This window comes from Agromyces sp. S2-1-8 (genome assembly GCF_021129215.1).
Classification (GTDB): domain Bacteria; phylum Actinomycetota; class Actinomycetes; order Actinomycetales; family Microbacteriaceae; genus Agromyces; species Agromyces chromiiresistens.
Genome location: NZ_JAJOLP010000001.1, coordinates 170,040 through 192,132, shown reverse-complemented (window position 1 = coordinate 192,132; position 22,093 = coordinate 170,040). Strand labels below are relative to the sequence as shown.

At 69.2% G+C, this 22,093-nt stretch carries 24 protein-coding genes; 19 read left to right on the top strand and 5 right to left on the bottom strand.

Annotation, left to right across the window (positions count from 1 at the left end):
• Positions 1-124: 124 nt before the first annotated feature.
• The gene (locus tag LR269_RS00845; RefSeq protein ID WP_231428824.1) at positions 125-1,747 is read right to left on the bottom strand and encodes an MFS transporter; all 1,623 of its coding nucleotides are present in this window, start codon (positions 1,745-1,747) and stop codon (positions 125-127) included.
• Between the two features lie 97 nt (positions 1,748-1,844).
• On the opposite strand from LR269_RS00845, the gene LR269_RS00840 reads away from it, so the two are divergent.
• On the top strand, positions 1,845-2,291 hold the full coding sequence (locus tag LR269_RS00840; protein ID WP_231428823.1) for a MarR family winged helix-turn-helix transcriptional regulator: 447 nt from the start codon (positions 1,845-1,847) through the stop codon (positions 2,289-2,291).
• Between the two features lie 156 nt (positions 2,292-2,447).
• Positions 2,448-3,428, top strand: coding sequence for a 1,4-dihydroxy-2-naphthoate polyprenyltransferase (locus tag LR269_RS00835; protein WP_231428822.1), 981 nt, complete (start codon positions 2,448-2,450; stop codon positions 3,426-3,428).
• Between the two features lie 15 nt (positions 3,429-3,443).
• Here the strand turns inward: LR269_RS00835 and LR269_RS00830 are convergent, their stop codons facing one another.
• A complete protein-coding gene (locus LR269_RS00830; protein ID WP_231428821.1) occupies positions 3,444-3,752 on the bottom strand; it encodes a DUF4229 domain-containing protein in 309 nt (102 codons plus the stop codon).
• Between the two features lie 72 nt (positions 3,753-3,824).
• On the opposite strand from LR269_RS00830, the gene LR269_RS00825 reads away from it, so the two are divergent.
• The 7 genes from LR269_RS00825 to LR269_RS00795 all read left to right on the top strand — a co-directional run bounded on the left by LR269_RS00825 (position 3,825) and on the right by LR269_RS00795 (position 11,876).
• On the top strand, positions 3,825-4,262 hold the full coding sequence (locus LR269_RS00825; RefSeq protein ID WP_231428820.1) for a PLDc N-terminal domain-containing protein: 438 nt from the start codon (positions 3,825-3,827) through the stop codon (positions 4,260-4,262).
• Positions 4,263-4,283: 21 nt separating this feature from the next.
• A complete protein-coding gene (gene menD, locus LR269_RS00820) occupies positions 4,284-6,269 on the top strand; it encodes a 2-succinyl-5-enolpyruvyl-6-hydroxy-3-cyclohexene-1-carboxylic-acid synthase (protein ID WP_231428819.1) in 1,986 nt (661 codons plus the stop codon).
• A gap of 52 nt (positions 6,270-6,321) precedes the next feature.
• Positions 6,322-7,179, top strand: coding sequence for a polyphosphate kinase 2 family protein (locus LR269_RS00815; protein WP_231428818.1), 858 nt, complete (start codon positions 6,322-6,324; stop codon positions 7,177-7,179).
• 38 nt (positions 7,180-7,217) lie between these two features.
• The gene (locus LR269_RS00810) at positions 7,218-8,462 is read left to right on the top strand and encodes an isochorismate synthase MenF (RefSeq protein WP_231428817.1); all 1,245 of its coding nucleotides are present in this window, start codon (positions 7,218-7,220) and stop codon (positions 8,460-8,462) included.
• Positions 8,463-8,532: 70 nt separating this feature from the next.
• Positions 8,533-9,240 (top strand): class I SAM-dependent methyltransferase, encoded by a 708-nt coding sequence (locus LR269_RS00805; RefSeq protein WP_231428816.1) that lies wholly within the window; start codon positions 8,533-8,535, stop codon positions 9,238-9,240.
• 73 nt (positions 9,241-9,313) lie between these two features.
• Positions 9,314-10,435 carry a polyprenyl synthetase family protein gene (locus LR269_RS00800; protein ID WP_231428815.1) on the top strand — a complete coding sequence of 374 codons (1,122 nt, stop codon included), beginning with the start codon at positions 9,314-9,316 and terminating at the stop codon, positions 10,433-10,435.
• Positions 10,436-10,439: 4 nt separating this feature from the next.
• Complete coding sequence (locus LR269_RS00795) at positions 10,440-11,876, top strand: FAD-dependent oxidoreductase (protein WP_374201059.1); 1,437 nt, start codon at positions 10,440-10,442, stop codon at positions 11,874-11,876.
• Between the two features lie 71 nt (positions 11,877-11,947).
• On the opposite strand, the gene LR269_RS00790 is transcribed toward LR269_RS00795, so the two are convergent.
• Entirely contained in the window at positions 11,948-12,130 is a 183-nt protein-coding gene (locus LR269_RS00790; protein ID WP_231428813.1) for a hypothetical protein, read from the bottom strand.
• A gap of 208 nt (positions 12,131-12,338) precedes the next feature.
• On the opposite strand from LR269_RS00790, the gene LR269_RS00785 reads away from it, so the two are divergent.
• Positions 12,339-12,617, top strand: coding sequence for a hypothetical protein (locus LR269_RS00785; RefSeq protein ID WP_231428812.1), 279 nt, complete (start codon positions 12,339-12,341; stop codon positions 12,615-12,617).
• A 68-nt stretch (positions 12,618-12,685) separates the two neighbouring features.
• A complete protein-coding gene (locus tag LR269_RS00780; protein ID WP_231428811.1) occupies positions 12,686-13,003 on the top strand; it encodes a hypothetical protein in 318 nt (105 codons plus the stop codon).
• 12 nt (positions 13,004-13,015) lie between these two features.
• On the opposite strand, the gene LR269_RS00775 is transcribed toward LR269_RS00780, so the two are convergent.
• Together LR269_RS00775 and LR269_RS00770 are read right to left on the bottom strand one after the other, a co-directional pair.
• Positions 13,016-14,068 carry a glycoside hydrolase family 25 protein gene (locus tag LR269_RS00775; RefSeq protein WP_231428810.1) on the bottom strand — a complete coding sequence of 351 codons (1,053 nt, stop codon included), beginning with the start codon at positions 14,066-14,068 and terminating at the stop codon, positions 13,016-13,018.
• Between the two features lie 24 nt (positions 14,069-14,092).
• Positions 14,093-14,920 carry a hypothetical protein gene (locus LR269_RS00770; RefSeq protein WP_231428809.1) on the bottom strand — a complete coding sequence of 276 codons (828 nt, stop codon included), beginning with the start codon at positions 14,918-14,920 and terminating at the stop codon, positions 14,093-14,095.
• Between the two features lie 137 nt (positions 14,921-15,057).
• On the opposite strand from LR269_RS00770, the gene LR269_RS00765 reads away from it, so the two are divergent.
• The 8 genes from LR269_RS00765 (at position 15,058) to LR269_RS00730 (ending at position 22,084) form a co-directional block, all read left to right on the top strand.
• Positions 15,058-15,708: an A24 family peptidase gene (locus LR269_RS00765; RefSeq protein ID WP_231428808.1), complete on the top strand. Its 651-nt coding sequence runs from the start codon at positions 15,058-15,060 to the stop codon at positions 15,706-15,708.
• A 43-nt stretch (positions 15,709-15,751) separates the two neighbouring features.
• Positions 15,752-16,165 carry a VOC family protein gene (locus tag LR269_RS00760; RefSeq protein WP_231428807.1) on the top strand — a complete coding sequence of 138 codons (414 nt, stop codon included), beginning with the start codon at positions 15,752-15,754 and terminating at the stop codon, positions 16,163-16,165.
• A 677-nt stretch (positions 16,166-16,842) separates the two neighbouring features.
• A complete protein-coding gene (locus LR269_RS00755) occupies positions 16,843-17,043 on the top strand; it encodes a Flp family type IVb pilin (RefSeq protein WP_231428806.1) in 201 nt (66 codons plus the stop codon).
• Positions 17,044-17,113: 70 nt separating this feature from the next.
• A complete protein-coding gene (locus tag LR269_RS00750) occupies positions 17,114-17,500 on the top strand; it encodes a TadE/TadG family type IV pilus assembly protein (RefSeq protein ID WP_231428805.1) in 387 nt (128 codons plus the stop codon).
• A complete protein-coding gene (locus LR269_RS00745; RefSeq protein ID WP_231428804.1) occupies positions 17,488-18,537 on the top strand; it encodes a pilus assembly protein TadG-related protein in 1,050 nt (349 codons plus the stop codon). The genes LR269_RS00750 and LR269_RS00745 overlap by 13 nt, the downstream gene beginning before the upstream one ends.
• Positions 18,538-18,577: 40 nt before the next feature.
• A complete protein-coding gene (locus LR269_RS00740; RefSeq protein ID WP_231428803.1) occupies positions 18,578-19,324 on the top strand; it encodes a Flp pilus assembly protein CpaB in 747 nt (248 codons plus the stop codon).
• A complete protein-coding gene (locus LR269_RS18940) occupies positions 19,321-20,607 on the top strand; it encodes an AAA family ATPase (RefSeq protein WP_231428802.1) in 1,287 nt (428 codons plus the stop codon). Before LR269_RS00740 ends, LR269_RS18940 begins: the two co-directional genes overlap by 4 nt.
• Before the next feature lie 7 nt (positions 20,608-20,614).
• Entirely contained in the window at positions 20,615-22,084 is a 1,470-nt protein-coding gene (locus LR269_RS00730) for a CpaF family protein (RefSeq protein ID WP_231428801.1), read from the top strand.
• The last annotated feature ends 9 nt before the right edge of the window (positions 22,085-22,093 follow it).

Here is a 22,093-nt window from a genome sequence, read left to right as displayed (position 1 = left end):
GTGCCACCCGCCTCGTGTCGCACGACTCGCCGGAAAATGCGATTCCCGGGTCGGCGAAGCGCACGTTCCGGCGACTCGCGCACCGGTGGGGTGCGGGCCGCGCGCGGGGATCCGCGCGTGGGGATCAGCCCGCCACGGCGGGGCCCGTCGCGACGACGATCGGCGTCGCGGACGCGGCGCCCGCCTCGACCGCGGCGCCCGCCTCGACCGCGGCGCCCGCCTCGACCGCGGCGCCCGCCTCGACCGCGGCGCCCGCCTCGACCGCGGCGCCCGCCTCGACCGCGGCATCCGCCTCGATCGCGGCGTCGCCCTCGGCGAGCCGGCGCTCCTCGTCGAGGTGGGCCTGCACGGCGGCCCGCCCGGGCAGCAGCAGGCTCGCGACGGCGGCGATCGCGAAACCGGCGACCGCGACCCAGACCGAGGCCTGCAGGGCGGTGAGCACGTGCTCGCGGCTCCAGTCGTCGCCGACGATCGAGAAGAACACGGTCGTCGAGATCGCCACGCCCGCCGCCGCGCCGAGCTGCTGGAACGTGCTGTACGCCCCGGAGGCGGCCCCGGCGTCGGTGACCGGCACGGTCGCGAGCGCGACATCGACGAGCGGGATCACGAGCAGCGCGAGCCCGATGCCGGCGATGAGCATCGGCCAGACCGCCGCCCAGCCCGTGAACGCGGCGCCGGTGTCGGCGACGATCGCGAACGTCCACAGCACGCCGGCGGCGAGCGTCACGGCGCCGAGCGTCACGAGGTACTTGCCGACCCGCGCGACGAGCGGGATGACGACGCCCGTGCCGACCATCGCGCCGAGGCTGAAGGCGAGCAGGTTGAGCCCTGCGGTGAGCGCATCGAAGCCGAGGGCGATCTGCAGGTAGACGATGAACGGCAGCGTGAAGGCGTTGAGCGCGCCCTGGAACGCGGCCTGCGTGACGATGCCGGCCGAGAAGCCGCGATCGGCGAAGAGCGGCATCGGCAGCAGGGCCGATCCGTCACGGCGCATACGCCGGCGCTCGACGACGACGAACACGCCGAGCAGCGCCACGCCGGCGGCGACCGGCCACCACAGCCACGCCGGCCAGCCGAGCGACTGCCCCTCGACGAGCGGCACCATGAACGCGAGCACGACGGCGCTGAGCAGCACCACGCCCGTGAGGTCGAGGCGCATCGGCCGCGACGAGCGGGTCTCGGGCACGAAGATCGCGGCGAGCACGAAGATGACGATGCCGACCGGGATGTTGATGAGGAACACCGTGCGCCAGCCGAGCCCCCACAGGTCGGCGTCGATGAGCCACCCGCCGAGCACGGGGCCGGCGACCGCGGCGAGTCCGCTGACGCCGCCGATGAGGCCGTACATGGGCGCGCGCTCGCGCGGCGAGAACAGCGCCTGCACCGAGGCGAGCAGCTGCGGCACCATGAGCGCGGCGAACAGCCCCTGCAGGATGCGGGTGACGACGAGCACGTCGCCCGACCAGGCGAGCGACGCGGCGGCAGAGGCGAGGGTGAACCCACCGATGCCGATGAGGAAGATGCGCCGCCGCCCGAACAGGTCGCCGAGCCGGCCGCCCGTGATGAGGGCGACCGCGAAGGCGAGCATGTAGCCGCTCACGATCCATTCGAGTTGCGATTCGGATGCCTCGAGGTCGGCGCCGATCGTCGGCAGGGCGACCTGCACGATGGTGACGTCGAGCAGGTCCATGAACGAGGCGAAGAGCAGGATGCCGATGGCGAGTCCTCGGCGAGGTGCGGTGGCCATGGCGGCCGTCCTTTCGTATGCTGGGTTTGGTTCCGAAACGGAATAGTTCCGATATGGGATAATCCCACATTGGAGAGAGTAGAAGGGTGCCGTCGGGATGTCAAGCAAGGCCGAGATCTCCGCGCGCATCTCCGAGCTCATGCAGCTCGTCATCGCGTCGTCGGTCATGAGCAACGAGCGCATCGCGCGGTCGATGGGCATCAACGTCGTCGACCTGCAGGCGCTCGGGTTCATCGCCCGCAGCGGCGCACCCATGACGGCCGGTGAGGTCAGCCAGGCGACCGAGCTGCCGACGAGCACGACGACGCGCGTGCTCGACCGCCTCGAGAAGCAGGGCTACATCGAGCGATCGCACGACCCGGCCGACCGCCGCCGCGTGGTCGTGCAGCTCGCGCCCGGCGCGCTCGCCGGTGCAGGTGCGGGCGGCGACGACGACCCGTACCGCGACATCCTCGAGGGCATGCGGCGGGCGCACGAGGGGTTCACCGTCGCCGAGCTCGAGGTGGTCGCGCGATACCTCGACGTCGTGAAGGACGTGCGGTGAGGCGGTCGGTCGAGTAGCGACGGAGGAGCGTATCGAGGCCACCTGGCCGGCGTGGTCTCGATCCGGCGCTGCGCGCCTCCTCGACCGACCTGCGCTGAGCGACCCCATAGCCGCGCGAACTAGCATGGCCGTGTGGCACGCCCGAAACCCCAACGGATGACCCCAGCCGACCAGCCTGCGAAGCGCCCGCGCACGCACAGCCGATCGGGAAACCCCGCGAAGGCCTCCGGCCGCGTCGAGGCGGCGAAGCCGGTCGGCCCCGCGACCGCCGCCGACTGGATCTCAGGCGCGCGCCTGCGCACCCTTCCGCTCGCGATCGCCCCGGTGGCGCTCGGCACGGGCGCCGGCGTGCTCGCGATCGCCGAAGGCCCGTGGCATCCCGCCCGCGCCCTGCTCGCCCTCGTCGTCGCGCTCGCGCTGCAGATCGGCGTCAACTACGCGAACGACTACTCCGACGGGGTGCGCGGCACCGACGACCACCGGGTCGGCCCAGCACGACTCACCGGGTCGGGTGCGGCGAAGCCGAAGCACGTGCTCGCCGTCGCCCTCGCGTTCTTCGCGATCGCGGCCCTCGCGGGCCTCGCGCTCGTCGTCGTGACCCAGCAGTGGTGGCTGCTCGCGATCGGAGCGGTCGCGATCGTCGCAGCCTGGTTCTACACCGGCGGCAAGCACCCGTACGGCTACTACGGGCTCGGCGAGCTGTTCGTGTTCGTGTTCTTCGGCCTCGTCGCGACCGCCGGTTCGGCGTACGTGCAGGCGCTCACCGTCAACCTCGAGGCGTGGCTCGGCGGCGTCGGCACCGGGCTGCTCGCGTGCGCCGTGCTCATGGCCAACAACCTGCGCGACGTCGCACAGGACAAGCTCGCCGGCAAGCGCACCCTCGCCGTGCTCGTGGGCGAGCGCGCGGGCAGGGTGCTCTTCGTCGTGTTCGCGCTCGTGCCGTTCGCGATCGCCGGCTTCCTCGCGATCTTCTACCCGACGGCGTGGCTCGTGCAGTTCGCGCTGCTCGCCCTGCTGCCGGCGTGCCTCATCGTGCTCACCGCGAAGACGCCGCGCGAACTCATCACGGCGCTGCAGCTCACGAGCCTGACGGCGCTCGTCTACGGCGTCGGACTGGGGCTCGTGCTCGCGTTCTGACGCCGGTTGGCTGAGCTACTCGGGCTTGCGTGCGGCGTCGGCCGAGGCATCCGCGTCGCGCGAAGCGGCGTCGAGCGCCGCGTCCTCTTCGGCGTCGTCCTCGCGCACGAGCGGCTTCTCGCGGTGGCGCGCCTCGTAGAGGTCGCTCGACATCGCGTTGCGCGGCTTGCGCAGGAAGATGAGCGATGCGCTCAGCCCGAACAGGGCGGCGACGATCGCCGACACCCACACGTTCACCCCCGCGATCAGCAGCACGGCGAGCGGCGCGGCGAACAGCACGACGCGAATGGCCGTGTACCAGATCCAGACGGGTACGGATTTCACCCTGACAGTGTAGGCGCGGAGACTGCACGCGACTCCCAGCCTGCCGTGACCCGGCGAGCATAGACTTGGGGCATGGCACGGCTGCTCTTCGGACTCGTCGTCGCCGTGGCGATCTTCATGATCTACGCGGTCGTCGACTGCGCCCTGATCGATCGCTCCCGCATCCGGGGCATCGCCCGTGGATGGTGGATCGTCGTGATCCTCGTCATTCCCGTGATCGGCGGGCTGCTCTGGTTCTTCGTCGGCCGCGCCCGCGCCGAACGCATGCCCAGCGGCCGACTCCGCACGGTCGCCCCCGACGACGACGCCGACTTCCTGCGTCGCCTCGGCGTCGACGCGGCACAGGAAGAGCGGATCCGTCGCCTCGAAGCGGAACTCGCCGACCTCGACGGCGAGCCCGATGCCTCGGCCGACGGCCGCAACGCCGGCCACCAGGCCGAACCCGGCACGCACCCCGAGAACCCCGACAAGCCGGGGGAGCCCGGATCCACGGGCCGCCCGAATGCCTGAGCCCGCCCCGGTGGTCGAGCGGTGAGCGCCGGCGAGCGTTTCGAGACCGCCCCCGCCACCGCCTACTCGGTCGCGCTCTTCGACGCCCTGACCGCGGCAGGGGTCACCGATGTCGTCGTCGCACCCGGGTCGCGGTCGCAGGCACTCGCCCTCGCCGCCGCCGAGTTCGAGCGGCTCGGCCGGCTGCGCCTGCATGTGCGCATCGACGAACGCGGCGCCGGATTCCTCGCGCTCGGCCTCGCCGTCGAGACCGGCCGACCCGCCGTCGTCGTGACGACCTCGGGCACGGCGGTCGCGAACCTGCATCCCGCGGTGCTCGAGGCGCATCACTCGGGGGTTCCGCTCGTGCTCGTCACCTCCGATCGCCCCGCCGAGATGCGCGGCATCCGTTCGAACCAGACGACCATGCAGCCCGGCATCTTCGCGGGAGCGGTCCGGCTCGAACGCGACGTGACCGCGCCCGAGGGGGCCCCGGGCGAGGCGGCCGCCGCCGAGCGGCTCGCGCGCGAGGCGCTCGCCGCGGCGCTCGGGCGCGACCTCGACGGCGGGATCATCGCGCACCCCGGGCCCGGACCCGTGCACGTGAACCTGCAGCTGCGCGAACCGCTGTCGTCGGCGTGGAGCGGGTCGTCGAGCGACGACGGAGCGTCACGAAACCCGGCCGCCTCGAGCGGGTCGGAGAGCGGCGTCGGAGCGTCTCGAAACCCGGGCGGCCCCACCGGCGCCCTCATCGCCCGCGGCCCGCGCACCGTCGTCGTCGCGGGCGCCGGAGCCGGCCCCGAGGCCGAGGCGTTCGCACGTGCGGGCGACTGGCCGCTCATCGCCGAGGTCACGAGCGGTGCGCACTTCGGACCGAACCTCGTCGTCGCCTACCGCGAGCTGCTGCGCGAGCCCGGCTTCGGCGACCAGGTGCAGCGGGTCGTCGTGTTCGGGCATCCGACGCTGTCGCGCGAGGTGCCGGCGCTCGTGCAGCGCGACGACGTCGAGTCGATCGTCGTCGCTCCGTCGGGCGTCGAATGGTTCAACCCGGGCCGTCGCGTGCGCCGCTTCGAACGCGCCGTGCACGCCGACCCCGCATCGCCGACCCCCGACGAGCGCGCCTGGGTCCGGCGCTGGGTGCATGCGAGCCGCATCGTCGTCGACGCCGGCCTGCCGACCGCGCCGCCGCCGGTCTCGCCGGGCATCGACGAGACGGGGCACGTGCACGACTTCGAGGCGCATCGCGAGTTCATGCGCGCCCAGCTCGACGGGGTGCGCGCGCCGATCACGCGCCGCATGCTCGTCGACGCGGTCTGGGCTGCGACGTGGCCGCACGACCGGCTCGTGTTCGGGGCGTCGCGGTTGATCCGCGACGCCGACCGGGCGGTGCCCGGCCGCCGCATCGCGGCGCATGCGAACCGCGGGCTCGCGGGCATCGACGGAACGGTCGCCACCGCGCTCGGCATCGCGATCGCGAGCCAGCTGGATGCCTCGGCGGAAGAGCCGGTCGAGGAGCGCCCGTCTCGAGTCCAGCCGCAGCCGGGTTCCGAGACGCCCGCCTCTCGCTCCTCGACCCACTCGGATTCCACGCCTCGGCCCGCGGGCGGAGAGCTCGCCGCCATGCTCGCCGCGGCCGAACAGGTCGAGCGGTCGATCGCGGCCTCGGCCGAGGCATCCCGCGGCGGTGCTGCCGACTCGAGCACGACCCGTGCCCTCATCGGCGACCTGACCCTGCTGCACGATGTCGGGTCGATGCTGATCGGCGCCGGCGAGGCGCGGCCGCGGCTGCTCGTGATCGTCGGCAACGACGGCGGCGGCACGATCTTCGATTCGCTCGAAGTGGCCGGCACGGCACCGACCGACGCATTCGACCGCGTGCAGTACACGCCGCAGCACGTCGACGTCGCCGCGCTCGCGACCGCGTACGGCTGGGGATACCTGCGCGCGACGACCCGAGGCGAGCTCGACGAGGCGCTCGCGAAGCGGGTCGAGGGGCCGACGATCCTCGAGGTGCCGCTCCCGCGCTGAGGCGTTCGGCCACCCCTTGCCGCGGTCGCCGCGGCACCGGCAGGATGGCCGCATGAGCCGCGAATCGTTCTGGACCGCCGATCCCTCCGAACTGCTGCGCGTGGGAGAGGGGTTCCGCCTCGCCGATGCGCCGACCGACACGCACCCGGGTTTCGACGGCGGCAAGTCCGAGGGCAAGGACGCGCTCGACGAAGGCGCCGGCATCCTCGCCGAGCTGCAGGAGAAGCTGTTCGCCGGCAGCCGCATGGGCGGGCACCGCCGCCGCATCCTGCTCGTGCTGCAGGCGATGGACACCGCCGGCAAGGGCGGCATCGTGAAGCACGTCATGGGCGCCGTCGACCCGCAGGGCGTGCAGCTCGCATCGTTCAAGAAGCCCACCGAAGAGGAGCTCGGCCACGACTTCCTCTGGCGCATCAGCAAGGAGACGCCCGGACCGGGCATGATCGGCGTCTTCGACCGATCGCACTACGAGGACGTGCTCATCGGCCGGGTGCGCGAACTCGCCCCGCCCGAGGAGATCGAGCGCCGCTACGACGCGATCAACGAGTTCGAGCGCGGTCAGGTCGCGGGCGGCGCCACCGTCATCAAGGTCATGCTGCACATCTCGGGCGACGAGCAGAAGGAGCGCCTGCAGGAACGGCTCGACCGCCCCGACAAGCACTGGAAGTTCAACCCCGGCGACATCGACGAGCGAGTGCTCGCCCCCGCCTACCAGGAGGCCTACCAAGCGGTCTTCGACCGCACTTCGACGCCGGATGCCCCGTGGTACGTGATTCCGGCGGATCGCAAGTGGTACGCGCGGCTCGCGGTGCAGCACCTGCTCATCGACGCGCTCGAGGCCATGGACCTGTCGTGGCCGCTGGCCGACTTCGACCTCGCGACCGAGCGCGCGCGTCTCGCCGCCAGCTGACCGGCGGGCGCGGTCGGGCGCGGGCGTAGGCTGGTGCGGTGAGTCAGACGCACGCCAGGGCGCGCCTCGTGGTCAGAACGGTGGCCGTCGACGAGACCGAACCCCTGATTCCGCGCACCGACCCCCGCCATCCGCTCGTCTGGCTGCGTCGCGGCGAGGGCATCGTCGGACTCGGCGAAGTGCTGCGCATCGAGTCGTCGGGCGCCACCCGCATCGAGGATGCCGCGTCGGCGTGGACCTCGCTCGCGGGGGCCGCCGACATCGACGACCGGGTCGGCCTGCCGGGAACGGGGCTCGTCGCGTTCGGTGCGTTCGCATTCGCCGACGAGTCGACGGCGACGAGCGTGCTCATCGTGCCCGAGCTCGTCATCGGTCGTCGCGAAGGCCGCGCATGGGTCACCCGCATCGGCTTCGAGACGCCCGCCGAGGTGACGATTCCCGAGCCGTCGCCGAAGCGCCAGGTCCCACGGGTCGCCTTCGAGCCCGGTTCGATGCCGCCCGAGGCATACGAGGGCGCCGTCGCCGAGGCGGTGCGCCGCATCGACGCCGGCGAGTTCGAGAAGGCGGTGCTCGCGCGGCAGCTCGTCGGCACGCTGAGCGACGACGCGGGCCTGCGAGCCACGATCAACCGGCTCGCCGAGGACTACCCCGACACGTGGACCTTCGCCGTCGACGGACTCATCGGCGCGAGCCCCGAGACCCTCGTGCGGGTCGATCACGGCACCGTGTCGGCGCGCGTGCTCGCGGGCACGGCGCCGCGCGGTGCCGGCGAGGCATCCGACCGCGATCATGCCGCCACCCTCGCGGCGAGCGAGAAGAACCTGGCCGAGCACGCGCTCGCGGTCGCGAGCGCCGTGCAGCGGCTCGCACCGCACACCACCCGGCTCGACACGAGTCCCGAGCCGTTCACGCTGCAGCTGCCGAACCTGTGGCACCTCGCGACCGACCTCAAGGGCACGCTCGGCGACGGGTCGAACTCGCTCGACCTCGTGCGCGCGGTGCACCCGACGGCCGCGGTCGCCGGCACCCCGCGCAAGGTCGCGCTGCGCGCGATCGCCGAGCTCGAGGGCTTCGACCGGGGCCGCTACGCGGGGCCCGTGGGTTGGGTCGACGGCGACGGCGACGGCGAGTGGGCGATCGCGCTGCGCTGCGCGCAGGTCGACCCCGACGGCACGGTGACGGCGTATGCCGGTTGCGGCATCGTGCACGACTCGGTGCCGGCCGAGGAGCTCGCCGAGACCGACATGAAGTTCCGTCCGATCGTCGAGGCGTTCGGCGGGTAGCCGGCACCCGGCATATCCGGCACCGGCACCGGGCTCATCGGCGCGCGACGCCCGCCGGTAGACTCGAGGGATGACGCGCGCAGACCTCGGCAAGGACCCTCGCGAGGTGTCGGCGATGTTCGATCGCGTCGCCGCCGCGTACGACCGCACCAACAACGTGCTCTCGGTCGGCAACGCCCCGCTCTGGCGGGTCGCCACGACACGCGCGGTCGACCCGAGGCCCGGCGAGCGCATCCTCGACGTCGCCGCCGGCACGGGCACCTCGAGCGCGAGTCTCGCGAAGTCGGGGGCCTCGGTCGTCGCCGCCGACTTCTCGCCCGGCATGATCGAGGTCGGCCGCAGCCGTCAGGCGCACGTGCCGAACCTGGTGTTCGTCGAGGCCGACGCGACGAAGCTGCCGTTCGACGACGCCTCGTTCGACGCCGTCACGATCTCGTTCGGCCTGCGCAACGTCAACGAGCCCAAGCGCGCGCTCGACGAGTTCTTCCGCGTGACGAAGCCCGGCGGCCGCCTCGTGATCTGCGAGTTCTCGCACCCGCCGGTCGCGTTCGTGCGACTCGGCTACGACGTCTACCAGCGCTACGTGATGCCCCCGCTCGTGAAGCTCTCGAGCTCGAACGACACCGCCTACGAGTACCTCAACGAGTCGATCAGGGCGTGGCCCGACCAGCCCGCCCTCGCGAGCTGGATCCGCGAGGCCGGCTACACCAAGGTCGCGTGGCGCAACCTCACGATGGGGGTCGTCGCACTGCACCGGGCGACGAAGCCGCTCGCCTGAGCGGCGAAGCCCGAGGCATCCGTTCGCCGTCGGTGACACGGGCCCGCATATCGGCACCGGTAGGCTGGTAGGCGTGAATCCGAGCCACCCGGTCGCACGTCGCGGCTCAGCGCTCGCCGCCAATCTCGGGCTGAGCGAGCGGGTCTTCGCGTCCGCCGCAGACAAGGCCATGGCGCGAGCGATCGACGAGGGCATCGAACGCGTCGAGGCGGGTCTCGTGCGCGAGGTCCTGTTCGCCGACTCCATCGCCGACGTCTCGACGCGGTACCTGCTCGAGGCGGGCGGCAAGCGGGTTCGCCCCATGCTGACCCTGCTGACCGCGCAGCTCGGCGCCGGCGTGACCGACGACGTCGTGACCGCCGCCGAGGCGATCGAGATCACGCACCTCGGCTCGCTGTACCACGACGACGTCATGGACGACTCCGACCGGCGTCGCGGCGTACCCAGTGCCCACTCGGTGTGGGGCAACTCGGTTGCGATCCTCACGGGCGACCTGCTCTTCGCACGTGCCAGCCAGCTCATGGCGAGCCTCGGCGAGCGGGCGATCAAGATGCAGGCCGACACGTTCGAACGGCTCGTGCTGGGCCAGCTGCACGAGACCGTCGGCCCGGCGCCCGCCGACGACCCGATCGAGCACTACATCCGGGTGCTCGCCGACAAGACGGGCTCGCTCATCGCGGCGGCCGCGCAGTCGGGCATCGTCTTCTCGGGCGCCGACCCGGCGTTCGAAGCGCCCATCATCGAGTTCGGCGAGAAGGTCGGCGTCGCCTTCCAGCTCATCGACGACGTCATCGACCTGTCGCCCCAGCCCGAAGAGACGGGCAAGGTGCCCGGCACCGACCTGCGCGCCGGTGTCGTCACCCTGCCGCTGCTGCGGCTGGCGGAGATGGCGAAGACGGATGCCTCGGCCGCCGAACTCCACGCCCGCATCGAGCGCGACGTGCTGCCGGCGAAGCCCGCCGAGCTCGGCGACGCGCTCGACACGAACACCATGGCCTCGCGCATCGTGCCGTCGCGGGCGACGGTCGACGCGATCGTCGCCGAGCTGCGCGAGCACGAGGCGACGAAGGCGACGCTCGCCGAGGCGCACCGCTGGGCGCACGAGGCGGTCGCGGCGCTGGCCCCGCTGCCCGACGGCAGCGTGAAGAAGGCGCTGACGAGGTTCGCCGAGACGGTCGTCGACCGGCAGAGTTAGACCGATGCCGTCTCGGCCGATCGGCTGGAGCGGCATCGACAGACCTACGAGGAGAGACGTGACGAGGAACAAGCTGCGACTGGCGATCGTCGGTGCCGGCCCCGCCGGCATCTACGCCGCCGACATCCTGCTGAAGGCCGAGCGCAACTTCGACGTCTCGATCGACCTGTTCGACCACCTGCCGGCCCCGTACGGTCTCGTGCGCTACGGCGTCGCGCCCGACCACCCGCGCATCAAGGGCATCATCACGGCGCTTCGCGAGGTGCTCGACCGTGGAGACATCCGCATCTTCGGCAACGTGCGCTTCGGCGAGGACATCACCCTCGACGACCTCAAGCACCACTACAACGCGGTCATCTTCGCGACCGGTGCGGTGCGCGACGCCTCCCTGAACCTTCCGGGCATCGACCTCGAGGGCTCGTACGGTGCGGCCGACTTCGTGAGCTGGTTCGACGGGCACCCAGACGTGCCGCGCACGTGGCCGCTCGAGGCGCGCGAGGTGGCCGTGATCGGCAACGGCAACGTGGCGCTCGACGTGTCGCGCATGCTGGCGAAGCACGTCGAAGACCTCATGGTGACCGAGATCCCCGCGAACGTCGCCGCTGGCCTCGCCGCCTCGCCCCTGACCGACGTGCATGTGTTCGGCCGTCGCGGCCCGACGTCGGTGAAGTTCACGCCGCTCGAGCTGCGCGAGCTCGGCGAGCTGCGCGACGTCGACATGATCGTCTACGACGAGGACTTCGACTACGACGACGCCGCGCGTGCCGCCGTGTCGGGCAACAAGCAGGTCTTCGTCATCGACAAGGTGCTGAACCAGTGGCGTCAGCGAGAGGTCGGCCAGGCGTCGCGCCGGCTGCACCTGCACTTCTTCGCGAAGCCGCTCGAGATCGTCGACGACGGCACGGGCAAGGTCGGCGCGATCCGTTGGGAGCGCACGAAGTCGGATGGCGCGGGCGGGGTCGTCGGCACGGGCGAGATCCGCGAGCTGCCGATCCAGGCGGTGTACCGCGCCGTCGGCTACTTCGGGTCGCCGCTGCCGGGGGTGCCGTTCGACAAGAAGTTCGGCGTCATCCCGAACCACGAGGGCCAGGTGCTCATTCGCGACAAGGATACGGGCGAGGCGCGCCAGATGTACGGCGTGTACGCGACCGGCTGGATCAAGCGCGGCCCCGTCGGCCTCATCGGCCACACCAAGTCGGACGCGATGGAGACCATCAAGCACGTCATCAACGACCTCGGAAATTGGTGGCACCCCGAGTCGCCGTCGGAGGAGTCGGTGATCGAGATGCTCGACTCGCGCGGCATCCGCTGGACCGATCTCGACGGCTGGCACCGCCTCGACGAGCACGAGCTGGCGCTCGGCGCGGCCGAGGAGCGCGTGCGGGTCAAGGTCGTGCCCCGTGACGAGATGGTCGACGTGTCGCGCGACGAGGTGGCGTAGCCGCACCGTCGGTCGAGGAGCGGCGCGCGCACGTTATCGTCGGTCGGGCAACGCCGGCGCGCGTCGACGGGTCAGAAGCTGCGTCGACCCTGATCGATCTGCCGCTGGACCTCGGCGAGCTCCTGCTGCAGTCGGGGGTCGCGTGCCGGGGCGGCGAGTCGTCGACGGTGGCCCATCACGGCGGTGAGGGCGACCAGGGCGCCCGCAGCGGTGATCGCGCTGGTCGAAACAAGGGCGATGACGTATGCGCTCATGGCTCCTCCATCGGTGACGGGTCTGCTCAGACTATGCGAGTCAAGCACCGAGATCACCACCTGCACCTGAGTATCGCCCCTGAGATGCGGGCGGCGTCGTTCGCTGCGCGAGGTTCCCGAGGCGCCGCAGGCGAACGTACGTCTTGGCGTGTCGCGGACATCTCGCTTACAGTTTCGAATATCTGTTCGAACTCGTGGGGAGGTCATGATGCTCACGCTCAGTGAGGCGGAACCGGTGGCCGTCTGGCTCGACGGCTCCGATCGGCCGGCGCGGCTCGTCTATCACGGCACGAGGTATCGGGTCATCGACACCCCGACGCCGCTCACGCGCCAGCCCGAGTGGCCCTCGGGCATCAGCCATCCGCCGGCCGAGGTGCTGCTCGCTCCGGGCTGGCGGGTCACCGGCCGTTCCGACGGCGACGATGTGCTCGTGTTCGACCTGCGCCTCGCGCCCTCCGGCTGGGTCGTCGAAGCGACCTACACGTGAACGGCCACGTGCAGGCGACCGGCGACGTTCACGTGGTGCCCGCGACGAGTCGATCGGGTGCGGCGTAGATGGGCACCAATCGGCGCTACCCCGAGCGCGCCGACGAGCGGTCCGACGACCTCCTGCTCGCGCAGGCGAAGCGTGGCGCACCGGTGTCGCTCACGACCTCAGAGGTGCGTCGCACGGGTCGCCGCAACGACGCACGCGAGGCGGTGCCGGTCACGGCGACGATCCGGTATCGCGTCGCGTACGAGGAGCCCCGCGAGGTCGAGGGTACGGCGATCGCGTGGACGCGCGGCGCCGTGCTCGTGCAGTACCCCGACCCCGCGACCCGCCACGACAACTACGTGTGGGTCTACGCGAATGCGGTGCGCCGGCGCGGGTGAGGTGCCGACGCCTCACTCCACGGTGAGGTTCGTGACGTCGACGCCCCACGTGGTGAGCAGCGGGCCGTCGTCACCGGCGGTCTTGCGGAGCTCGAGGTGCAGGGTGGCGTTCGTCGCGATCCTGACGTTCGCCGGGATGGCGGCCTCGACCTTGTGGGTCTTCGAACCGTCGACGGTGAACTTGTAGCCCGGCGAGCTGCCGCCCTCGGTGAACTCGAGCAGCAGCGTGCCCTCGACCTGGGCGTCGGCGGGGAAGTCGTCGAAGTAGAGGTTGACGACCATGCTGTAGAGCCCGAGACCGCCGGTGCCGGCGGCCAGGTTGTCCCGGCGCGGGTTGGCGCTGTACGTGCAGCGGTGCCAATCCTCGTCGAGACGGATCGGGGTGTCGTCCTGGAATCGTGTGAACTTGGCCACGTCGGCCTCCTCGGTCTGGCCGCCGAAGAGCGTTTCGACGGTGGTGGGTGAGCTGTTGCCGTCGATCTCGAGGCCCGCGACCCGCGACTTGCTCGAGAACTGGTGCACGTCCCAGCGATCGACCGAACCGTCGAGGGCTGGCACGTGATCGGGTGAATGACCCGTCGGGAACCCGCCGTACGCCGACCACCAGATGCGGATTCCCTTGTCGGTGATGCGGTGCCACGGTCGGCGGTCTCGAGTGAGCGACGCCGGGCAGTACAGCCAGAGCCGCGACCACGGGATCCCCGTGCGGGCCTGCACGCGCGCGAGGAACGCGAAGGCCTGGTCCTGCGACCAGAACACCGGGTTCGAGTCGAGGGGTTCGTTGTCGAGCGCGAGCACGTCGTGGTGGGGGTCGTAGTCGTGCAGGTGGTCGACGAAGTGGTCGGCCTGCCTGACCGGGTCGCCTGCGCCGACGAGGTAGTAGTGGCCGACGGCGAGGCCCGCGGCGCGAGCGCCGTCGACGTGCTGGTGGTAGCAGTCGGCGACGTACAGCTCGCCGGTGTTGAAGCCCGAGGCCTTCACGATGATGAACTCGACGCCCTCGTCGCGCGCCCCCTCGTAGTCGAACGGGTTCTGGCTGCCCGAGATGTCGATGCCGAAGGTCATGAGCGTCCTCCCCGTGCAGTGATTTCACTCGACGGGCAGGTTCGCCACGTCGGCGCCCCAGAAGGTCAGCAGCGGGTTGCGTTGGCCGGCGGACTGCCGCAGCTCGAGGTAGAGCGAGGCGTTCGACTCGACCAGCACGTTCGCGCGGATCGCGGCCTCGACGCTGCCCGTCGGTGACCCGTCGACGGTGAACCGATAGCCGGTCGACGTGTCGCCCGCCGTGGGCTCGAGCACCAGCATCCCCTCGATCTGGGCGTCAGCGGGGAAGTCGTCGAGCGAGAGGTTCAGCGTGAGGCTGTAGAGACCGAGGCCGCCGGTGCCGGCCGCGAGGTTCTCCTGGCGCGGATTCGTCACGTAGGGGAAGCGCTGGAACGCCGTGCGAACCGCGAACTGGCCGTCGGACTGGAAGCGCCGGAACTTCGTCACGTCGGCCACAGGGGTGCTCTCATCGCGGAACGGGCACGTGTTGCCGCCGTTCCGCCACGACCAGCCGAGATACGTCGCCTCGGTGTTCTGGTCGTTGTAGTCGTCGAGCGTGATCCAGCCGGCGTGGTGGTCGACCCACTGCTCGGTGAGGAAGTGCGACGCCATGAGCACGCGGCCGTCGTTCATCATGAACCCGACATGGCCGTCTTCGCGCCAGTCCCAGTAGAGGAACGCACCGGGCGGCGGCGTGCCGTCGTGCACGCGCTCGGCGCTGCGCTCGGTTCGGAAGGCGCCGATCGCCTGCGTCGGCGTGTCGACGATCGTGCCGAACCGGTTCGCGAGCTGCCACATGAGGGCCTGGCACAACCCGCCCCAGTCGCGCTCGTAGTCGGCGAGCCAGCTGTGGATCTCTGCTTCGGTGGCCATGGGAACACCCCTGCGCCGATCGTCCGATCGCACGCTCGCCGCCGCATCCGTGGCAGCACCGGTTCGGGGTGCTCCGAACGGAGCGCCGCTGTGCACAGGCCGCCGTTCACCGCCCCGGCGGGCGCTACGCTGCCTGCATGCCCCTGCTCGAGACATCCCTCTCGGTCGTTCTGGCGGTCGTCGGTTTCGTGCTGGGCTGGTGGCCGCTGGCCGCGTGGGCCGAGCACTCGATGAAACACGGGCGGATGCCTCGGCGCACGATCCGCGTCGCCTCGGCCGTGACCGCCGCCGTCACGTTCGGGTTGCTCGCCCTGCGGGTGGGCCTCGAGTGGCTGCTGCCGGCGCTCGTCGCGTTCGCCGCGTTCGCGACGGTGCTCGCGATCGTCGACCTCGCCGAGAAGCGGCTGCCGAACGCGGTCGTGTTCCCCGCGCTCGCCGTGGTGGGCGTGCTGCTCGTGCCTGCGACGTGGGCGACGGGGGAGTGGATGCGGCTCGTCTGGGCGCTCGCGGGCGCCGCCGCGATGTTCGCCGCCTACTTCGTGCTCGCCCTGATCTCGCCGTCGGCGATGGGCATGGGCGACGTGAAGCTCGCCCTCGTGATCGGCCTCGTCGCCGGGTGGTTCGGCCTGTCGGCCTGGTTCGTCGCCCTGCTCGCCGCATTCGTGATCGGCGGGGTGATCTCGCTCATCGCGCTCGCGCTCAAGCGGGTGACGCTGCGGGGTTCGATCCCGTTCGGGCCGTCGATGCTCGCGGGCGCGCTCGTCGCGGTGTGGCTGGCGGCGGGCTGAGGGGCTGAGTGATCGAGGCTGGAACCGCGCTAAGAAGGTCGATATGGAACTCACTCAGATACGCCTGTTGGTGTCCGACTTCCCCGCCGCCTACCGCTTCTATCGCGACGTTCTCGGGCTCGAGCCGCAGTTCGAGGCCGAGAGCGGTCCGTACGCGAAGCTCAGCTTCGACTCCGGTCACGCTGCGATCGCGTTGCAGGACCGGGCGCAGGTGGCCGGCGTGCTCGGGCGGTTGGGGTCGGCGCCGGAGGGGTATCGCGCGCTGGTCGTGCTGCGGGTGGAGGACCTCGACGCTGCGCACGCCGAACTGAGCTCGCGAGGTGCGGTGTTCACCCGGGATCCGGGGCCGATGGGCGATCGGTTGCGGGTCGCGTATCTCGAGGACCCGGAAGGGAATCTGATCGAGCTTCAGGAGTGGCTGGCGTTGCGCGACCAGACCGGTGGCTCGACGGCGTAGGCGCCGAGGCGCCACGGCGAGGTGGGCTCCTTCACCGAGAAGGTCCTCCGGCTCGCGCAGAGCTGAAGCCTCGCGCCGGTCGCCGTACCTGAAGAACGGAAGTTGAACCCGAGGGGATCGCGTTGTCGGGCATCGACCCACGAGAGCAACTCCGAGGTGGCGCCGCCCTGCCAAGGAACCACACGCACCCTGGCATCGAGTGTCCCCCATTTGCATCGACCGGGGTACTCCCCGTTCGAGGGGTGGGGGCGTGGCGCCATCTCCGCGACGAATGGCTCGGTCGCGGTGGACGATCTGAGAGCTTCGCGTGATCCCCGGTTCCGCGGGTTGAAAACCGGGGCCGCGGGTCTGATAGCAGCTACCTCATTGCCGAGGGACTTGCTCCTCGTGGTCTGCGGATCGGGGTACATCTGTACCCCGAACGATGGGTACGTCTGTACCCCATTCTTGTACCCCGATGAACCCCCAGACCGGGGGGCAAGGTCTCGCATGTTGCGCAAGAACTGGCCGATCTGCGCGGTTCTTTGCGCCCCGCCCGGGATGTCTCCCCCAAAAGGGGGCGTAGGTGGTGCGGAATCCGGTGGATAGCTTCATGTCACCGCATGTACCCGCATGCGGGATGCACCTCCTCTAGGGGGCTGGTGCAGGAGTTCCCGCAATACCCGAAGGGGTCCACCATGCTGAAGGCATTCGCCGCGCTCCAGGCGCGCATCAACTCGCTCCGCACTGAAGAGGACGGCGCGACCGCCACCGAGTACGCGCTCATCATCGGCGTCGCCTCGATCGCGATCGTCGGCGCCCTCGCCCTGCTCGCCCCCGCGATCACCGACTTCGTCAATGAGGTCGTTATCCCGGCGCTCGGCGTTCCCGCCACCTGAGTCGTCCGTCGAGGCAGCGTCCCGGTCGGCCCTGTGCCGGCCGGGCATTGCCCGTCTCTAAGGAAAACGCATGAAAGCGCGGCGTGAACGCGGAGCCGCGGCGGTCGAGTTCGCTCTCGTGCTTCCGCTGCTCCTGATCATGCTGTTCGCAATCATCGACTTCGGCTGGGTGCTTACTCAGCAGTTGTCGGTGACGGCAGCGGCTCGAGAGGGTGCCCGGTACTACGCGATCCACAATCTCGAGCCGGGTGCGCAAGGCGTCGCGGAGGATCGAGCCACCGAGCTCGTCACGGGCACCCTGACATTCAGCTACCCGTCGACGTGCAGTGCCTCCGTTGACGACGACGAACTAACCATGGTGGTGCGTACACCGCTGACCGATCTGACCGGCTGGCTCGGTGCAGTCACCGGAGGCGTGATGCTTGAGGGAACCGGGAGCATGAGATGCGGCGGTTGATCGGGCGTTCGGCGATGAAGCACGAGCGAGGAGGCGTCGCAGTCACGGTTGCGGTTGCCATGGCGTCGCTTCTGGCCGTGGTAGCGCTCGTGGTAGATGTCGGCCTGTTGTACTTCGAGAAGGCAGAATTGCAGAACGGTGCCGACTCGGCTGCGCTGGCCGTGGCTCAAGAATGTGCCCTACGGCCGACGACGTGTGAGGCCGGGGCGACCGAGATGGCGATCACATACGCCGGTGACAATGCGAACGATGCCAACGCAGACGCCACAATCCCTGCCGGGAGCTTTGTTGTCAACCCACGTAGTGGGACGGTCACGGTCGATACTTCTACGCGCACTCAGGATGGCAGCGCCGCGCTTAATCACCCGTTGGCAGCACTGATCGGCCTTGATCCGACATCGCTGGAAGCGACAGCGACTGCGACCTGGGGCGTCCCGGTCTCGGGACCAGCCTTGGCTCTCACGTTTGGCCGGTGCGAGTTTGCGGATCACGAGCCGACAGGCGAGGACGTAACTGGTCCGCCGATCAATATCAGCTACGACGTCACAGACCGGCGCCACTGTGGCCCCGACGAAGACGGGGATGGCGTGGCCGATGTCTTTTCGCGTGGGGCGTTTGGCTGGGTGGAATCATCTAACTGCAACATCCATGTAGATCTCGCAAACCCTTGGGTCCCAGGCACCTCAGGTGCAAGTGGAAGTTCATCCGGGTGCACATCGGCGCTGTTGAGTGGCTACATCGGCCAGACCGTGCTTATTCCGTTGTTCGATGATTGCCGGGACGCGAGCCGACCTCTTGATCCGAATCCGAGGTGCAACGGCTCGGATGTCGAATATCACCTCGTCGCGTTCGCTGCGTTTCACATCACCGGTATCAGTGTCCCAGGCGTCAACAGCGGAGACACTTCGGTCTGCGGCGGGCATTGCAGCAACAAAACAATCCAGGGCTACTTCCAGCGGTATGTCGACCTCGCCGACGCATATGAACTTGGCGAAGGCACCGAGGCAGGCCTACAAAGCGTGGTGCTTGCGAAATGAACCCCCGCGGATCCCTATGCCGCCGCAAGAGGAGAACTAAGTGAAGACCCGAATCATCGGCGCAATAGTCGCCCTCGTTCTTGCTGTTGTTGGCGCGTTCGCGCTCATCACGTACGTGCGCGGTGCCGATGCGCGTGCTGCAGCCGGTGCCGAACTCAGAGATGTTTATGTCGTTCAAGAGACAATCGTTGAGGGGACACCTGGCGAAGAAGTCGCGGAACTCGTACAGCTCGACAGCATCCCCGAGCGCAACATTGCAGATGGCGCGGTGACCGATCTCGAGGATCTCGCCGGTCTCGTCGCCGACGCCGAACTCCTCCCCGGAGAGCAGTTGCTGCTGGGGCGCTTCGTTGATCCGTTGGAACTCGCGGCGAATGGCGACGTCCGCGTGCCGGACGGCATGCAGGAGGTGAGCTTTGCCCTGCCCGTGCAGCGAATGGTCGGCGGTGCGGTACAGGCGGGCAATACCATCGGGGTGGTTGTGACCGGACCCGGCGATGGCGCGGGTATCGGCACTCGATTCGAGCTCGACCGCGTGCTCGTCACGAAGGTGGCAGTCGGCGTGACCGCGACCACTGGAGGTAACGACGGTGCAGCGGCTCAGCAGACCGGAAACATGCTGATGTTCACAGTCGCTCTCGCGACTCACGACGTCGAACGGCTCGTTTGGGCTCTCGAGCACGCAGAGAAGCAGTCTCAGGTGTATGGCGTTTGGGTAACTCTGCAGAACGAGAAGACCGACACCTCCGGTTCGATGCTCACGACAGAAAGCAATATGCGGCGGTGACCCCTTACGTCCTGGTGAGCCGATCCGCCGAGTACGAGACCCGATTGCGTACTCTCCTCGGCGAGCGACTTGCCGTCATCCCAGGCGAGTTCCTGACCTTCGGGCCGGAGGCCGTCGCGAGTCGGCTGCCGGAAGCGCCGCGTGTCGCTCTTCTCGGCCCGGTGCTCAACTTCGAAGAGACTCGAGGGTTGGCCGAGGCGCTCACGGCGAAGCATCCCGATCTCGGACTCATCGTCGTTCGCGAGCAGCGCTCAGACCTCGAAGACTGGGTCGATGAGCTCGAGCTCCACGCGGTACTGAGCCCCGATGCGAGCGACGATACGACTGTGGCCTTGCTCGATCGACTCGCGTCGTGGATGATCGCGAATGGTCGGGCGTCCCTACACGACTTCGATGCACCACTCGCGCTCGAGATCGACGATCTTCCGTTCGTCGACCTGACCGGATCGACCGTCGACGAACCTGAAGCTGCAGAGGTCGAGCCTTCCGCGCCCGATTGGGAGTTCCCTCCGATCGAAGCGGGCATGCCGACCGAGGCGATCGCCGTTGTCGCCCCGAAGGGCGGTCAGGGCAAGACCACCCTCGCCGTCAACCTTGCCGCCGGGCTCGCGGAGATCGCTCCGAACTCCGTTGTGCTGATCGACGCGGACCTCCAATTCGGCGACGTCACGACGGCACTCGCGCTCGAACCGGAGCGGACGATTGTCGATGCTGTCGCGGACGCGGCGGCGGACGAGATCGTGCTGAAGACCGCGCTCACGCATCACTCGGGCAGCTTCTTCGTGGTGGCGGGCGCGCCGTCGCCTGAACTCGGTGACAGCATTCCGACAGATGCGCTCGGCCGTCTGATCGAGCGGCTTCGCGCATCATTCCGTTACGTCGTCGTCGACACGACCCCCGGCCTTGGAGAGCATGCGCTGGCGGTTCTCGAACACATCACGGACGCGGTCTTCGTTACGAGCATGAGCGTGCCGAGCCTCCGAGCGATGCGCACCGAGTTCGACCTGCTGACCCGCATCGGTCTGATGCCCGGCAATCGGCATGTCGTCTTGAACCAAACCGATCGACTGAGCGGTCTGACCGTCCGAGACGCCGAGAACATCATCGGGGCTCCGATCGACGTGGAGGTCCCTCGGTCGTCAGCGGTCCTGCTCGCGAGCAACCGCGGGGTCCCGCTCATTCACGACGACGCTCGTGATCCGGCGGCGAAGGCGATTCGCTCCCTACTGTCGCGGATCGCACCGGAAGTCGACCAGAAGCGTCGGCGGGCTCAGAGAAGGTGAGAGACCGATGAAGCTCAACGATCGACTGAATGCGGTTCGCGGCCACGATTTCGAACCCGATTCGAATGTCCCCGAGGCTGGACCGTCTAGCGCGATTCCTGACCCCACACCTCGTCCAGCAGCGCCGGCTTCGACGACGCAGGTGTTTCAGAGCTCCGTTACTGCACAATCTCGGCCGACCGTCGACCCACTTGCGGGTGTCAAGGAGAAGGCCGCCGATGAGCTCTTCGCTCGCATCGGTACCCGGCTCAACGACTCATCACTGACGGAGGATCAACTTCATCAGCTCGCGCGGGCTGAGTTGGCGGAGATCGTGGCAGGCGAACAGCTCGCGCTCTCGACGGCGGAGCGCAATCGGCTCATCGACGACATCGGTGCTGATGTGCTCGGATACGGCCCGCTGGAGCCGCTGCTGGAGGACCCCACCGTCAGCGAGATCATGGTCAACCGCTTCGATCAGCTGTACGTCGAGCGCAATGGTCGACTCGCGGAGACGTCGTATCGCTTCACCGGCGAAGCACAGCTTCGACGGGTGATCGAGCGGATCGTCGCCCGCGTAGGCCGACGGATCGACGAATCTTCGCCGCTGGTCGATGCGCGCCTCGAAGACGGGTCGCGCGTCAACGCGATCATTCCGCCGCTCGCGGTCAACGGCTCCTCGCTCACGATTCGCAAGTTCGCGGGAACGCCGTACACCGCCGAGGATCTGGTCAGATTCGGAACGCTCACTCCCGAGATCGCGACCGTACTTGACGCGGCCGTGCGCGCACGCCTGAACATCCTCGTATCGGGCGGCACCGGCACCGGTAAGACGACGCTCCTGAACGTGCTCTCCGCCTTCATCCCCAGCGGCGAACGCATCATCACGATCGAGGATGCCGTTGAGCTTCAGTTGCAGCAGCATCACGTCGTTCGCCTCGAAGCACGCCCGTCGAACATTGAGGGACGTGGTGAAATCACAATCCGCGATCTCGTTCGCAACTCACTCCGCATGCGCCCCGACCGCATCGTCGTCGGTGAGGTGCGCGGTGCGGAGAGCCTCGACATGCTGCAGGCCATGAACACCGGCCACGAGGGTTCGATCTCAACGCTTCACGCCAACTCGCCGAGAGACGCTGTCTCCCGAATGGAGACCATGGTGTTGATGGCGGGGATGGAGCTTCCACTTCGAGCGATCCGCGAGCAGATCTCCTCGGCGATCGACCTCATCGTGCAGATTGCCCGGCACAAGGACGGGGTGCGTCGGGTGACGCACATCACCGAGGTCCATGGCATGGAGGGTGACATCGTGACGCTGCAGGACGCGTTCACGTTCGACCACAAGGCGGGCTTCGATCCCGAAGGGCGAGTGCTCGGTCGTATCGAGCCGACGGGCGTGCGTCCGCGCTTCGCCGAACGCATCGCCGAGCAGGGCATCCCGCTGTCATCGTCATTGTTCGTTCCTGAGTTCCGCGAGATGTTGGGGGAGATCCGGTGAACCCCATAG

Coding starts and splice junctions, on each gene's coding strand:
- LR269_RS00785 (WP_231428812.1), top strand. CDS start 12,339: ATGCTCACGCTCAGTGAGGCGGAACCGGTGGCCGTCTGGCTCGACGGC.
- LR269_RS00845 (WP_231428824.1), bottom strand. CDS start 1,747: ATGGCCACCGCACCTCGCCGAGGACTCGCCATCGGCATCCTGCTCTTC.
- LR269_RS00770 (WP_231428809.1), bottom strand. CDS start 14,920: ATGGCCACCGAAGCAGAGATCCACAGCTGGCTCGCCGACTACGAGCGC.
- LR269_RS00760 (WP_231428807.1), top strand. CDS start 15,752: ATGGAACTCACTCAGATACGCCTGTTGGTGTCCGACTTCCCCGCCGCC.
- LR269_RS00765 (WP_231428808.1), top strand. CDS start 15,058: ATGCCCCTGCTCGAGACATCCCTCTCGGTCGTTCTGGCGGTCGTCGGT.
- LR269_RS00805 (WP_231428816.1), top strand. CDS start 8,533: ATGACGCGCGCAGACCTCGGCAAGGACCCTCGCGAGGTGTCGGCGATG.
- LR269_RS00775 (WP_231428810.1), bottom strand. CDS start 14,068: ATGACCTTCGGCATCGACATCTCGGGCAGCCAGAACCCGTTCGACTAC.
- LR269_RS00780 (WP_231428811.1), top strand. CDS start 12,686: ATGGGCACCAATCGGCGCTACCCCGAGCGCGCCGACGAGCGGTCCGAC.
- LR269_RS00745 (WP_231428804.1), top strand. CDS start 17,488: ATGCGGCGGTTGATCGGGCGTTCGGCGATGAAGCACGAGCGAGGAGGC.
- LR269_RS00835 (WP_231428822.1), top strand. CDS start 2,448: ATGACCCCAGCCGACCAGCCTGCGAAGCGCCCGCGCACGCACAGCCGA.
- LR269_RS00825 (WP_231428820.1), top strand. CDS start 3,825: ATGGCACGGCTGCTCTTCGGACTCGTCGTCGCCGTGGCGATCTTCATG.
- LR269_RS00790 (WP_231428813.1), bottom strand. CDS start 12,130: ATGAGCGCATACGTCATCGCCCTTGTTTCGACCAGCGCGATCACCGCT.
- LR269_RS00750 (WP_231428805.1), top strand. CDS start 17,114: ATGAAAGCGCGGCGTGAACGCGGAGCCGCGGCGGTCGAGTTCGCTCTC.
- LR269_RS00730 (WP_231428801.1), top strand. CDS start 20,615: ATGAAGCTCAACGATCGACTGAATGCGGTTCGCGGCCACGATTTCGAA.
- LR269_RS00840 (WP_231428823.1), top strand. CDS start 1,845: ATGTCAAGCAAGGCCGAGATCTCCGCGCGCATCTCCGAGCTCATGCAG.
- LR269_RS00755 (WP_231428806.1), top strand. CDS start 16,843: ATGCTGAAGGCATTCGCCGCGCTCCAGGCGCGCATCAACTCGCTCCGC.
- LR269_RS00795 (WP_374201059.1), top strand. CDS start 10,440: ATGCCGTCTCGGCCGATCGGCTGGAGCGGCATCGACAGACCTACGAGG.
- LR269_RS00815 (WP_231428818.1), top strand. CDS start 6,322: ATGAGCCGCGAATCGTTCTGGACCGCCGATCCCTCCGAACTGCTGCGC.